This is a genomic window from Streptomyces sp. WM6372 (assembly GCF_001279655.1).
Lineage (GTDB): Bacteria > Actinomycetota > Actinomycetes > Streptomycetales > Streptomycetaceae > Streptomyces.
Map to the genome: position 1 here is coordinate 14,462 of NZ_LGDB01000211.1, position 12,400 is coordinate 26,861.

Below are 12,400 nucleotides of genomic sequence, written 5' to 3' on the forward strand. Positions count from 1 at the left end.
CCGCGCCGGCCCACCCGGGTCAGTGCGGCCGTGCCGGTCCACCCGGGTCAGTGCGGGGAGCCGACCTCGTACCGGGCCAGGCAGACGTCGCGGCCCGTCGCCGGCTGGTCGCACTCTCCGGCGGCGATGAGCTTTCCTGCGCCGGCGAGGGCGATGTCGAAGATCTCGTCGTCGGCCTTGCCCGGGGCGGTGGAGGTCCTGACGAATCCGTCGTGGCCGAAGGACCGGTCGAGGTTCCCGTTCGGTTCGTAGCGGGCGAGCAGGAAGTCCCCGTCGACCAGGAACTCGGTCGTGGCGACGCTCCCGCCAATGATGATCTTCCCGTTGGGCTGGAGGACGAGCCCTTCGAGATCGTCATCGGTGAACCCCGGGCCCACGTTGGTCAGCACCTTCCCGCCCGTCCCGAACGTCCCGTCGAGTTCGCCCTCGGGGGTGTAGCGGGCGAGCGCGAGGTCGAAGAGGTGCCCGGTGTCCGCCGAACCGCCGACGGTGATCCTTTCCTTGCGGTCGATCGCGACGCCTTCCGCCAGGTCGAGGTCGTCGCCGGGGGCCATGGCGGTGACGGCCACGCCCGGGTGTGGGCCGGTCCGGCCGAAGGACCGGTCGAGCACGCCGTCGGGCAGGTACCGGGCGACCGCGAAGTCCGTACCTCCCCGGCCCGCGCCGAGAGTTGCCGATCCCACGGCCACGGCCCTGCCCCGCGAGTCGATCACCATGTTCTTGAGCTGGTCGCGCTGCCCGGCGATGTCGGTCACGACGATTCCGGGACGGCTGCCGTGGCGGTTGTAGGAGCGGTCGAGCCGGCCGTCCGGGAGGTAGCGGGCGAGGGCGAAGTCACGGCCTTCGGTGCCCGCGCCCGTTCCGGCGAAACCGGCGACCAGGATCTTGCCGTCCGCCAGGATCCCGACGGCTTGGGCTTCGTCGTCGAACAGGCCGGAGCCGATCGCGGTGAAAACCCTGCCTCCGTCGCCGAAGCTGCGGTCGAGGCGTCCGTCGGGCAGGTAGCGGGCCAGCGCGAAGTCCTCGCCGCCCGTGGGTGTGATGGCGTGGCCCACGGCCACGATCTTCCCGTCGTGCTGCACCGCGAGCCGCCAGACGTGCTCGTCCTCCCCGCCCGCGGCCGACATGCCGGTCAGTACGGTGCCTCCCGAGCCGAACGAGCGGTCCAGCTGCCCCTGGGGCGTATAGCGGGCGATCCGCCACTGGCTTCCGCCCCCCGAGCCGACGTCGGAGGAACCGGATACGAGCGAGCGGCCGCGGCCGTCGACCGCGAGCCCGTTCTGGAAGTCGGGACCGCCGTTCGGCGCGATGGCCGTCGACACGATGCCGCCGCTGCCGAACCGGGGATCGAGCCGCCCGTCGACCCGGTCCGCCCCGCCGCCGGATCCTGCTCCGGCCGCCACCCCCGCCTGGAGTGCGACCCCGGCCAGCAGCGCGGCCAGCAGCCGGCAGGAGCGGGCCAGAACGCTCCCTTTCGAGTCCGTACGGCCCATCCGGGTCTCCCTCAGTGGCGAAATATGATGATTCTTCACTTTTGCCGGGATCTTGACATCACCGGGCGCCGCACACAAGGAAGCGACATGACGGCGCGTCACACCCCCTGCGGGGAGACGTCTTAGGCTTCGGGGATGGGCTTTGATCCGTGGGACGCCGCGTTTGTTGCCGATCCTTACCCTGCCTACCGGGAGCTGCGGGAACAGGGCCGTGCGCTGTGGTGGGAGGCGACCGGGCAGTGGCTCGTGCCGCACTACGCCGATGTGAGCGCGCTGCTGCGCGACCGCCGGCTGGGCCGGACCTACCTGCACCGCTTCTCGCACGAGGAGTTCGGCCGCGAGGCCCCGCCCCCGGGTCACGAACCGTTCCATGTCCTCAACGACAACGGCCTGTTGGACCTGGAGGATCCCGCCCACGCGCGCGTACGGCGCCTGGTGTCCAAGGCGTTCACCCCGCGCACCGTGGAGCAGCTCGCACCCGCCGTGGACCGGCTCGCCCGCGAGCTGGTCGGGCAGCTCCTCGCCGACGGGGGCGGGGACTTGCTCACCGTCGTCGCCGAGCCGCTGCCCGTGGCGGTGATCGCCGAACTGCTCGGCGTTCCGGAGGCGGACCGGGCCCCGCTGCGGCCCTGGTCGGCGGACATCTGCGGGATGTACGAGCTCCGCCCCGACGAGGAGACCGCGCGGCGGGCGGTCCGCGCGAGCGAGGAGTTCAGCGCCTACCTGCGCGAGCTGATCGCCGAGCGGCGCAAGAAGCCCGGCGAGGACCTGATCTCCGGGCTGATCGCCGCCCACGATGACGAGGGCCGGCTCAGCGAGCAGGAGATGATCTCCACCTGCGTCCTCCTGCTGAACGCCGGCCACGAGGCCACCGTGAACACCACCGTCAACGGCTGGTGGACCCTCTTCCGCCACCCCGAGCAGCTCGCCTCGCTCGATTCCGAAAAGTTGTCCACAGCTGTGGATGAACTCATGCGCTACGACACTCCCCTCCAGATGTTCGAACGCTGGGTGCTCGACGACATCCGGATCGGTGACACCGTCATCCCGCGCGGAGCCGAGGTCGCGCTGCTCTTCGGGTCCGCGAACCGGGATCCCGCCCGGTTCGAGCGGCCCGACGACCTGGACCTCGTACGGGCCGACAATCCGCACCTCAGCTTCGGTGCCGGGATCCACTACTGCCTCGGCGCTCCGCTCGCGCGGCGGGAGCTGACCGCCTCGTTCGGGGCCCTGCTGGCAGACGGCGTCCCGCCCCTGAAGCTCGTACGGGAGCCTCGGTGGCGGGACGGGTACGTCATCCGCGGTCTGGACGAACTCCTCGTGGAGTTCTGACAGTTGGGGCGAGGGCTACACGGCCAGGTCCCGGCGGCGCAGTGCCGTCAGGCCGGCCGCCAGCAGGGCCGCCGCCAGCGCGGTCAGCACCAGCAGCGGGGCCCAGGCCAGGGCCTCGGCACCCGGCAGCTTGGGCAGGTGGGCGAAGGGCGAGAGGTTCAGGACCGCCTGCGGGAGGTTCAGCGCCGGGCCGATCCAGCCCAGCGTCAGCGCACCCCCGGCCACCGCCCAGGCGGCCACCGCGTACCGCGGGGCGGCGCCGTGCAGGAGGGCCGCGAGGGCGCCGATCACCCAGACCGCCGGGAGCTGGGCGAGCGTCGCGCCCACCGCCGCGGCCACGCCCTGGCCGTGCCCGAGCCCCAGGCCCAGCCCCGCCAGCAGCAGGATCAGCGCCGAGCCGCCGAACGCCACCACCAGGTGGCCGCCCGCCCAGCGCAGCCGGCCGACCGCGTTCGCGAGCAGCGGTTCGGCGCGCTGCCCGGACTCCTCACCGCTCTGCCGCAGCACCGCCGAGACGATGTACAGGGCGGCGATCATGCCGAGCATCCCGGCCATCGTCGCGAGGAAGGCGTCCGCGATCCCGCTCTGCCCGCCCATCCGCTCGATGATCTCGCGGGTCCGCTCGTTGTCGCCGACCAGCTGCGTGGCCCCGTCCGTCATCCCGCCGAAGACCACCCCGGCCGCCAGGAACGCCAGGCTCCACCCGATCAGGCTCCCCCGCTGGAGCCGCCAGGCCAGCGCCCCCGCACTGCCGAGCCGGCCCTCCGCCGGGCCCGGCCGGGCCGGCAGGAAGCTCATGCCGACGTCGCGGCGCCCGGCCAGCGTGTACGCCGCCGCCACCTGCACCGCCACGGCCACCGCGAACAGGGCGAACACCCACGGGCGTTCGGCCGCGAAGGCCCGTACGTGCTCCAGCCAGCCCAGCGGCGACACCCAGGTCAGCGCGCTCGAGCCCCCGGCGCTCCCGGCATCCCCGGCGGCGCGCAGGACGAACGCCACGCCGATCAGCGCGCCCGTGAGCCCCTTCGCGAGCCGCGCGCTCTCGGTGAGCTGCGCCGCGATGGCGGCCAGGGCCGCGAACAGCATCCCGGTGGCGCCGATGCCCAGCCCGAGGGCGAGCGCACCGCCCGCCCCGCGCCCGGCGAGCCCCACCGTCACCAGCAGCGCGGCCAGCCCGTTGGCCGTCAAGGCCGCCAGCAGCGCGGCCGTCAGGGGTGCCCGGCGGCCCACCATCGCGGCGGAGAGCATCTCCTGACGGCCCGTCTCCTCCTCCTCGCGGGTGTGCCGGACCACGATGACCAGGCTCATGATCCCGGCGAGCACCCCGGCGAAGACCCCGCCGCGCCAGGCGGTCAGGGCGCCGACGGAGTCTCCGAAGACCGGCCCGTACAGGGCGCGCAGCGAGCCGTTGGCGTTCATCGTGGTGAGCAGCCGGGCCCGCTCGGCGGCGCTCCCGTACACCGACTCCAGCGAGGCGGGCAGGCTGAGCACCAGCAGCGCCACGACCATGATCCAGACCGGCATCATCACCCGGTCGCGGCGGAGTGCGAGGCGCAGCAGCGTGCCGGTGCCGGCCAGTTGGTTCTTCATCGCGACACGCCCGCCTTCACGTCGCCGTCGACGCCACCCCCGTGGACGTCGTCCGCGTAGTGCCGCAGGAAGAGCTCCTCCAGCGTGGGCGGGGTCGAGGTCAGCGACCGCACCCCCGAGTCGGCGAGCGAGCGCAGTACCGCGTCCAGCTTGTCCGTGTCGGCCTGGAGCCGGATCTTCAGCCCCTGCACCTCCACGTCGTGCACGCCCGGCAGGTGCGCGATGCCGTTCGGCGGGCCGGCGAGCTCGGCGCTGATCGACGTACGCGTCAGGTGCCGCAGATCGGCCAGCGTGCCCGTCTCCACCGTGCGGCCCTTGCGGATGATGCTGACCCGGTCGCAGAGGGTCTCGACCTCGCTCAGGATGTGCGAGCTGAGCAGCACGGTCCGCCCGGCGGCGCGCGCCTCGGCGACGCAGTCCTGGAAGACCCCCTCCATCAGCGGGTCCAGCCCGGAGGTGGGCTCGTCGAGGATGAGCAGTTCGGCGTCGCAGGAGAAGGCGGCGACGAGCGCGACCTTCTGCCGGTTCCCCTTGGAGTACGTGCGCCCCTTCTTGGTGGGGTCCAGCTCGAACCGCTCGATCAGCTCGGCGCGCCGGGCCCGGTCCAGGCCGCCGCGCAGCCGCCCGTAGAGGTCGATGACCTCGCCGCCGGAGAGGTTGCGCCACAGGGTCACGTCGCCGGGGACGTAGGCGACGCGGCGGTGCAGGTCCACGGCGTCGGCCCAGGGATCGCCGCCGAGCAGCTCGGCGGTTCCGGAGTCGGCGCGCAGCAGGCCCAGCAGAACCCGGATGGTGGTGGACTTGCCGGAGCCGTTGGGGCCGAGGAAGCCGTGGACCTCGCCGGTGGCGACCGAGAGGTCGAGACCGTCCAGTGCGTGGGTGCGGCCGAACGCCTTGTGGAGTCCGGCGACGCTGATTGCCTTCGTCATGATTCTGAACGTACGCTACTTTCACAAACTTGTGAAGCTAGGGAAACGTATAAAGTCAGAAGGGTGGCGGACGACATGGATGTGCAGGCTCAGGACGTACGGAGCGACGAGGCGGCGGTCTCGCGCTTCGTGGAGCGGTTCGCCGCGCAGCTGACCGAGGCGGGGATGCAGCGGATGGCCTCGCGGGTCTTCGCGCAGCTGCTCGCGAGCGACAGCGGATCGATGACCTCGGCGGAGCTGAGCGAGGCGCTCCGGATCAGCCCGGCGGCGGTGTCGGGGGCGGTGGCCTACCTGACCCAGGTGACCATGGTCAGCCGGGAGCGGGAGCCGGGCTCCCGCCGGGACCGGTACGTCCTGCACAACGAGCTCTGGTACGAGACGTTCACCCGGCGGGACCAGGTGCTGAACCTCTTCGAGAAGACCCTCCGCGACGGCGCGGCCGGAGTCGGCACGGACACCCCGGCCGGCGCGCGCATGGCGGAGACGGCGGCGTTCTTCGAGTTCCTCCAGGGCGAGATGCACGCGATGATGGACCGCTGGCGGGCCCACCGGGCCACCCTGGACCTCTCGAACCCGTAACGCCACGCCACGGCGAACGCCAAGGCGAACGGCATACCGAACGCCCGGCGAACGGCGTACCGAACGCCCGGCGAACGCCATGGCGCCCCCTCCCGCCGCCGCTACCCCCGCGGCACCGTCAGCGACCAGGCGCCCGGCCGCAGGGTCCACGTACGGCGACGGACCGGGCCCGCCACCAGCGCGTCCGCCCGGTAGCGGAAGTCCGGGCCCGACACCGTCAACGAGCTCGCCTTCACCCGCAGCGAGGGGCCGCCGGCCAGCCGGAGCGTCACCTCCGCCACCCCGCCGGCCGACACCGGCACCATCCGCAGGTCCTCCACCGTCCGGTCCACGTCCACCAGCAGCTGCCCGTCCGCCTCCACCCGCAGCCGGTGCCCCACCCGGGCCCCCGGCGGGACCAGCGTCCGCACCAGCGAGCGGTAGGCGCTCCAGACCGACGGCCCCGACGGCCTCGGCGCCGCCCGGACGGGTGGAATCCGCAGGTCCCCGAGCACCACCCCGTCGCTGTCGTCCACCAGCAGGTCCCGCGTCCGTACGGCCCCGTCCAGCACCGCCCGCGCCGCCGCCACCGCCGACAGCGGAACACCCAGAGACCGCGCCAGCCCCAGCGACCCCACCTGCCCCACCGGAATCAGCGAAACGGCCCCGTCCCCGAGCCCGCGCTCGCGGTGCAGCAGCCCCACGGCCCGGACCAGCGCCCGGTCGTCGCCGACGATCACCGGCTGCCGATGGCCCCGGCGGGCTAGGGCCCGCGCAAACTCCTCCTGCGAGTCCGGGAGGCAGATTTTCGCCGCAGCCCCCGCCGACAGAACATCCTTCGCGATCCGCACGGACTCGCCGTCAAGACGGCGGGCGACCGGGTCGACGAGCACGAGCAGGCCGCCTACCGGCGCGCCCGCATGGCTCATGGTGGGCTCTGGAGCCGACACCTCGGTCCTTCCTCGGGTAGCATCTTTGTGCAAGAGGCCCTTGCGCTATTGCGCCAGGGCCTTCGTCTATTCCGGGGTACCGGTCCGACGGCTCAGCCTGCGGTGTACATCGTCGTACGCCCCCTGACCTTGGACATGCCCCATCCGGAAGAGGTGTACGCCTGTGCCCGCTCTTGTGCTGCTCGGAGCTCAGTGGGGTGACGAGGGCAAGGGAAAGGCCACCGACCTGCTCGGTGGATCCGTTGACTATGTGGTGCGCTACCAGGGCGGCAACAACGCCGGCCACACGGTCGTCGTAGGCGACCAGAAGTACGCGCTGCACCTTCTCCCTTCCGGCATCCTGTCCCCCGGATGCACCCCGGTCATCGGCAACGGCGTCGTCGTCGACCCGGCCGTCCTGCTCTCCGAGCTGCGCGGCCTGAACGAGCGCGGCATCGACACCTCCAAGCTGCTCATCAGCGGCAACGCGCACCTGATCACGCCGTACAACGTCACCCTCGACAAGGTCGGCGAGCGCTTCCTCGGCAAGCGCAAGATCGGTACGACCGGCCGCGGCATCGGTCCGACGTACGCGGACAAGATCAACCGCATCGGCATCCGTGTCCAGGACCTGTACGACGAGTCGATCCTCACCCAGAAGGTCGAAGCGGCGCTGGAGGGCAAGAACCAGCTCCTCGCCAAGCTCTACAACCGCCGCGCCATCGAGGCCGCCGCGATCGTGGAGGAGATGCTCCAGTACGCGGAGCAGATCAAGCCGTACGTCGCCGACACCACCCTGATCCTCAACAACGCGCTCGACGAGGACAAGGTCGTGCTGTTCGAGGGCGGCCAGGGCACCCTGCTCGACGTCGACCACGGCACGTACCCCTTCGTCACCTCCTCGAACCCGACCGCCGGCGGCGCCTGCACCGGCACCGGCGTGGGCCCGACGAAGATCAGCCGCGTCATCGGCATCCTCAAGGCGTACACGACCCGCGTCGGCGCCGGCCCGTTCCCGACCGAGCTGTTCGACCAGGACGGCGAGGACCTGCGCCGCATCGGCGGCGAGCGCGGCGTGACCACCGGCCGCGACCGCCGCTGCGGCTGGTTCGACGCGCCGATCGCCCGTTACGCCACCCGCGTGAACGGCCTGACGGACTTCTTCCTCACCAAGCTGGACGTGCTGACCGGCTGGGAGCAGATCCCGGTCTGCGTCGCGTACGAGATCGACGGCAAGCGCGTCGAGGAGCTCCCGTACTCGCAGACGGACTTCCACCACGCGAAGCCGATCTACGAAAACCTCCCCGGCTGGTCCGAGGACATCACCAAGGCCAAGACGTTCTCGGACCTCCCGAAGAACGCCCAGGCGTACGTGAAGGCCCTTGAGGAGATGTCGGGCGCCCCGATCTCCGCGATCGGCGTCGGCCCCGGCCGCACCGAGACGATCGAGATCAACTCGTTCCTGTAGCAGGACCGCGGAGGGGCGGTGCGCCGTGTGGCGCACCGCCCCTCCGGCGTGTCCGCCGCCGACAGGCCGAGGGAGCCCCCGGCCGGTAAACTGGTGCCATCAGGCCCGCGCCGTTCAGCCGCGGGAGCGCACCACTCGGTCAGGTTTCCGCGAGGGTGCGAGCATTTCTCCCGTAGGCGGCACGTCGAAAGACCGGACACCGACTTCGACTCCGGACACCGACTCCCCTGGATCTCGTCGTGTGGATTCCGTCGTGCCCGGATGCGGACAGATTCCTTCACTGGCACAGGAGTTGGCCCATGAGCAACGTCCTGACCCGGGCGGCGACCATCGCGTGCGCAGCCCTCCTCGCAACCACCGGCGCCTCGGTCGGCGCCACCCAGGCATCCGCCGTGCCGAAGACCCCGACCTGCCGTGTGGCCGACCTGGATCTGGCTGTCGGCGAGCCGGACGGCGCCGCGGGGTCGCTCTACTACCCCATCCTGTTCACCAACACCACAACCCATACCTGCGCGTTGCGCGGATACCCGGGCGTCAGTGTCGTGGATGCCCGGCATCGCCAGATCGGTACCTCCGCGATCCGCACCGGCGAGTCGTACGAGACCGTGTCCGTCTTCCCCAGCGAGACCGTGACCGCCGTCCTGCGCACCAACAGCCGGGGCGTCGCGCCGAGCTGTCGGCCGATGTCGACCTACGTCAAGGTCTACCCGCCGAACAGCGGTGTGGCCGAGCAGATCCCGTACCACTTGCGGGTGTGCGGACAGTTCGAGATCAGCCCGGTGCAAGCCGCGGAATGAGCCCCGCCCGGCCAAGTGTGCCCAAGGGGCGGTGCTCCATGTGGCGCACCGCCCCTTTTCGCTGCCCGTCGTCGTATCAGTCGCATGCAATGTGAAGCAGCGCGGAGTGCGGAGCTAGACGGTCTGGTACCAGGCGATCAGGTCGACGATCAGGTCGACGTCCTGCCAGCCCTGGTTCCAGAAGTCGATGATGCCGCCCTTGCCGCCGGAGGTCTGGACGAGGTTCGGCACGGTCGCACCCGCCGTCCAGTTCACGGACGAGGAGACGGGCCGCTGCGGCGTGACCGCGGTGCCCTTCACGTAGTCGGGCCACGTGTTCGGGTCGGCGGTGACCGAGAGGAAGCCCGCCCCGGTGGTGTTGGTGACCGTGGTGTTCAGCACCCAGCCGTCGATGTCGGAGTTCGTCGTATCGGCGTCGAACCGCTCCGGGAGCATCGTGCGGCCCGGCACCGGGCCGGCCTTGCGGCCCCAGCTGTCGATGCGGGTGTCGATGACCCGGTACGGCCCCCCGAGGCACACGAGGGCCGCCCTGCTGTCGGTGCTGTAGTAGCCGACCACGTCGGCCACCACATCGGCCCGGTCCCAACTGCCGTTGCGGATGCTGATCTTCCCGTCGGGGCCCACCGGCACGATCACCGAGTTGGCGACCGTCTGACCGGCGGAGAAGTTCACGCTCGACGTGGACGGCGCCGCCTGCCCGCTCGGGTACGCGGTCAGGTGGCCGGCCGCCCGCGGACCGGTGGCCGTCAGGTTGAGCGCCACGGCGGTGACGCCCTTCGGGACGCCCACGCGGCCGGCCATGTCGACCTCGAAGGTCCCGTAGCCGGGGACCTGCCCCTTCGCCGTACCGATGCCCTCGCGGGTATCGACGGCGCGGACCGGGTTCAGCGTGGTGTAGCCGCTCGCGACCGAGGCCGTGAAGTAGCCGGTGACGTCCGCGAGCAGGTCGACGGAGTCCCAGCCGCCGTTGATCAGACGGACGGACCCGTCCTCGCCGACCGGCACGATCACCTGGTTCGCAACGGTCTGCCCCGCGGCGTAGTTCAGGTTCGACCCGGTCTCGAAGCCGTCCTTGCCGGGCTGGACCACGACGTGGCCCGCTCCCGCGGCGTTGGTGGCGGTGACGTTGAGGACCACTTCGGTGGCCCCGGCGGGGATGTTGGCGGTGCCCGCGACCTTCAGGACCACCGAGCCCCGCCCGGCGACCTTGGCCTGGGCGGCGCCGAGGCCGGCGCGGGTGTCCAGCAGGCGCGTGGGCGCGTGGGCGGTGTACTCGCTGCCCGTGGTGACGAAGTCGAGCCGGTTCACCGCCTGGACGCCGTGCGTGGTGTCCTTCACCGTGACCGTGACGGGGTACGTCCCGACCTTGGCGTACTTGTGCGTGGTGTAGCGGAGGTCGGAGCCGGAACTGGTGACGGCGACCTGGTCCGCGGCGCCGTCGCCCCAGTCGATGGTGACGTCGAGCGCGGCGGCCTCGCCGGTGACGACGGTCCGCAGTTCGATCGAGTGCGCGGTCGAGCCGCGGGCCTCCAGATCGATCGCAAGGTACGCGTCCGCCACCGCGCCCTGCGCCTGCGCGGCCGCCCCGGTCCGGGCGGCGGATCCCGCCCCGGATCCCGCCCCGGACGCGGATCCGGCCAGCGGCGTGCGGACCGTGCGGTCGGCCGGGCTGGAGAAGGTCTTGCCCCCCGGCAGCGACCCTCCCTTGCCCGGGTTCCCCCCGGGCGTCGCGGCCGCGCCGTGGCCGGCGGGAGCGGCGGCAACGACGGGAGCGACAGGACCGGCCGCCTGGGCCGGACCGGAGACGAGGCCTACGCCCGCTGCCACGAGGGCGGCGGAAAACATGAGACGGCGACGGAGCACCGTACCCCCCTTGGTCTGGTGCAGAACCCTGAACGGGTTCGAAATCCCGTTCAGGGTACAGACAGGTCAGCGGCTTGATCCACGGAGTTCCCGTCCGGCACCGAGCAGGGCGTCGATGGCCGCCTTGATCCGGTCCACCGGGACCTCGCGGGCCGTGAGGTGCTCGAAGAGGCTGGGGACGAACGGGGCGAGGAGCAGGTGCGCCAGCACCGGGGCGTCCTCCTGCGGGCGGGACCCGCGGAGCAGCATCGCGACGTGCGTGTGCATGGTCAGGTACGCGCCGCTCTCGTACCGGGCGCCCGGCGACGCGGCCTCCGCGACCGCCATCACGGCCCGCTGCTCCACGAGCCGTTCGGCCAGGGTGTGCAGGAACGCGCGCAGCCGTACGTCGGCCGGCGCGTCGGGGCCGAGCGGGGCCGGCCCGCTCAGGAAGGCCTCCTGGAAGCGCCGCTCGTCCTCGTCGAGCAGCGCGAACAGCAGCCGGCTCACATCGCCGAAGCGGCGGTAGACCGTCCCGACCCCCATCCCCGCGGCGTGGGCGACGGCGTTCATCGTCACGGCGTCCGGCCCCCGCTCGGCGACCAGCTGCGCCGCCGCGTCCAGGATCTTCCGCCGGTTCCGGGCGGCGTCCGCGCGCTCGGGCGGGGCCTGCCCCGTGACCGGGAGTTCGATGCGGCTCATACGCAGAGGCTACCGGACCACCCTTGCCAAGCGGATAGCTATCCGCTTTACTTCCACCCATCGAAGCGAAGCGGATAGCCATCCGGTTACGGTCACGCCAAGGAGTCCCACCATGAGTGCCAAGGTCGCGGTCATCTACTACTCGTCCACCGGAAACGTCCACGAGCTCGCGAAGGCCGTCGCCGAAGGCGCCGAGAAGGCGGGCGCCGAAGTCCGCCTGCGGCGGGTGCCCGAGCTGGCCCCGGACGCGGCCATCGACTCCAACCCGGCCTGGCGCCGGCACATCGAGGACACCAAGGACGTCGAGATCGCCACGCTGGACGACCTCACCTGGGCCGACGCGTACGCGATCGGCTCGCCGACCCGGTACGGCAACATCGCGGGCCAGCTGAAGCAGTTCCTCGACACCACCGGCGGCATCTGGCAGCAGGGCGCCCTCGCCGACAAGCCGGCCACCGGCTTCACCAGCGCCCACAACGCGCACGGCGGCAACGAGTCCACGCTGCTCGCCCTCTACAACACGTTCCACCACTGGGGCTCGGTCATCGTCTCGCCCGGCTACACCAACCCGGTCGTCTACGGCGCCGGCGGCAACCCGTACGGCACCTCGCACCCCGGCGGCAGCGGCGCCGTCAGCGAGGAGACCCTGACCGCGGCCCGCTACCAGGGCGAGCGCCTCGCCACGTTCGCCGCCCGCCTGGCCGCCACCGCCCCTTCCACCGCCCCTTCCACCGCCGGCTGAGCCGGAAGCCGGCCATTC

At 71.9% G+C, this 12,400-nt stretch carries 11 protein-coding genes; 5 read left to right on the forward strand and 6 right to left on the reverse strand.

Annotated features, from left to right (window positions below; translation table 11 throughout):
• Positions 1 to 47: 47 nt before the first annotated feature.
• Positions 48 to 1,493: a hypothetical protein gene (locus tag ADK52_RS28495; RefSeq protein ID WP_053692719.1), complete on the reverse strand. Its 1,446-nt coding sequence runs from the start codon at positions 1,491 to 1,493 to the stop codon at positions 48 to 50.
• Positions 1,494 to 1,628: 135 nt separating this feature from the next.
• Here ADK52_RS28495 and ADK52_RS28500 point away from each other — a divergent pair, with 135 nt between their 5' ends.
• Positions 1,629 to 2,825 (forward strand): cytochrome P450, encoded by a 1,197-nt coding sequence (locus ADK52_RS28500; protein WP_053692720.1) that lies wholly within the window; start codon positions 1,629 to 1,631, stop codon positions 2,823 to 2,825.
• 15 nt (positions 2,826 to 2,840) lie between these two features.
• On the opposite strand, the gene ADK52_RS28505 is transcribed toward ADK52_RS28500, so the two are convergent.
• Together ADK52_RS28505 and ADK52_RS28510 are read right to left on the reverse strand one after the other, a co-directional pair.
• On the reverse strand, positions 2,841 to 4,415 hold the full coding sequence (locus tag ADK52_RS28505) for an ABC transporter permease (RefSeq protein WP_053692721.1): 1,575 nt from the start codon (positions 4,413 to 4,415) through the stop codon (positions 2,841 to 2,843).
• A complete protein-coding gene (locus tag ADK52_RS28510; protein ID WP_053692722.1) occupies positions 4,412 to 5,344 on the reverse strand; it encodes an ABC transporter ATP-binding protein in 933 nt (310 codons plus the stop codon). The genes ADK52_RS28505 and ADK52_RS28510 overlap by 4 nt, the downstream gene beginning before the upstream one ends.
• A gap of 75 nt (positions 5,345 to 5,419) precedes the next feature.
• Between ADK52_RS28510 and ADK52_RS28515 the strand changes: the two genes are divergently transcribed.
• Positions 5,420 to 5,923, forward strand: coding sequence for a GbsR/MarR family transcriptional regulator (locus ADK52_RS28515; RefSeq protein ID WP_053692753.1), 504 nt, complete (start codon positions 5,420 to 5,422; stop codon positions 5,921 to 5,923).
• Positions 5,924 to 6,024: 101 nt separating this feature from the next.
• On the opposite strand, the gene ADK52_RS28520 is transcribed toward ADK52_RS28515, so the two are convergent.
• Entirely contained in the window at positions 6,025 to 6,831 is an 807-nt protein-coding gene (locus ADK52_RS28520) for a hypothetical protein (RefSeq protein ID WP_053692723.1), read from the reverse strand.
• Positions 6,832 to 7,015: 184 nt separating this feature from the next.
• Between ADK52_RS28520 and ADK52_RS28525 the strand changes: the two genes are divergently transcribed.
• Both ADK52_RS28525 and ADK52_RS28530 read left to right on the forward strand, forming a co-directional pair.
• Complete coding sequence (locus tag ADK52_RS28525; protein WP_030152855.1) at positions 7,016 to 8,299, forward strand: adenylosuccinate synthase; 1,284 nt, start codon at positions 7,016 to 7,018, stop codon at positions 8,297 to 8,299.
• 299 nt (positions 8,300 to 8,598) lie between these two features.
• Complete coding sequence (locus ADK52_RS28530; protein ID WP_053692724.1) at positions 8,599 to 9,096, forward strand: DUF4232 domain-containing protein; 498 nt, start codon at positions 8,599 to 8,601, stop codon at positions 9,094 to 9,096.
• Positions 9,097 to 9,210: 114 nt separating this feature from the next.
• Here the strand turns inward: ADK52_RS28530 and ADK52_RS28535 are convergent, their stop codons facing one another.
• Together ADK52_RS28535 and ADK52_RS28540 are read right to left on the reverse strand one after the other, a co-directional pair.
• Positions 9,211 to 10,923 (reverse strand): PKD domain-containing protein, encoded by a 1,713-nt coding sequence (locus ADK52_RS28535; protein ID WP_159046049.1) that lies wholly within the window; start codon positions 10,921 to 10,923, stop codon positions 9,211 to 9,213.
• A 102-nt stretch (positions 10,924 to 11,025) separates the two neighbouring features.
• Positions 11,026 to 11,640 (reverse strand): TetR/AcrR family transcriptional regulator, encoded by a 615-nt coding sequence (locus tag ADK52_RS28540; RefSeq protein WP_053692726.1) that lies wholly within the window; start codon positions 11,638 to 11,640, stop codon positions 11,026 to 11,028.
• A 112-nt stretch (positions 11,641 to 11,752) separates the two neighbouring features.
• Between ADK52_RS28540 and wrbA the strand changes: the two genes are divergently transcribed.
• Positions 11,753 to 12,382, forward strand: a complete 630-nt coding sequence (wrbA, locus tag ADK52_RS28545) for an NAD(P)H:quinone oxidoreductase (RefSeq protein WP_053692727.1) — start codon at positions 11,753 to 11,755, stop codon at positions 12,380 to 12,382.
• The last annotated feature ends 18 nt before the right edge of the window (positions 12,383 to 12,400 follow it).

Bases quoted from the DNA above. Each gene is read 5' to 3' on its own strand.
- ADK52_RS28495 (WP_053692719.1), bottom strand. From the start codon at position 1,493: ATGGGCCGTACGGACTCGAAAGGGAGCGTTCTGGCCCGCTCCTGCCGG.
- ADK52_RS28500 (WP_053692720.1), top strand. From the start codon at position 1,629: ATGGGCTTTGATCCGTGGGACGCCGCGTTTGTTGCCGATCCTTACCCT.
- ADK52_RS28505 (WP_053692721.1), bottom strand. From the start codon at position 4,415: ATGAAGAACCAACTGGCCGGCACCGGCACGCTGCTGCGCCTCGCACTC.
- ADK52_RS28510 (WP_053692722.1), bottom strand. From the start codon at position 5,344: ATGACGAAGGCAATCAGCGTCGCCGGACTCCACAAGGCGTTCGGCCGC.
- ADK52_RS28515 (WP_053692753.1), top strand. From the start codon at position 5,420: ATGGATGTGCAGGCTCAGGACGTACGGAGCGACGAGGCGGCGGTCTCG.
- ADK52_RS28520 (WP_053692723.1), bottom strand. From the start codon at position 6,831: ATGAGCCATGCGGGCGCGCCGGTAGGCGGCCTGCTCGTGCTCGTCGAC.
- ADK52_RS28530 (WP_053692724.1), top strand. From the start codon at position 8,599: ATGAGCAACGTCCTGACCCGGGCGGCGACCATCGCGTGCGCAGCCCTC.
- ADK52_RS28540 (WP_053692726.1), bottom strand. From the start codon at position 11,640: ATGAGCCGCATCGAACTCCCGGTCACGGGGCAGGCCCCGCCCGAGCGC.
- wrbA (WP_053692727.1), top strand. From the start codon at position 11,753: ATGAGTGCCAAGGTCGCGGTCATCTACTACTCGTCCACCGGAAACGTC.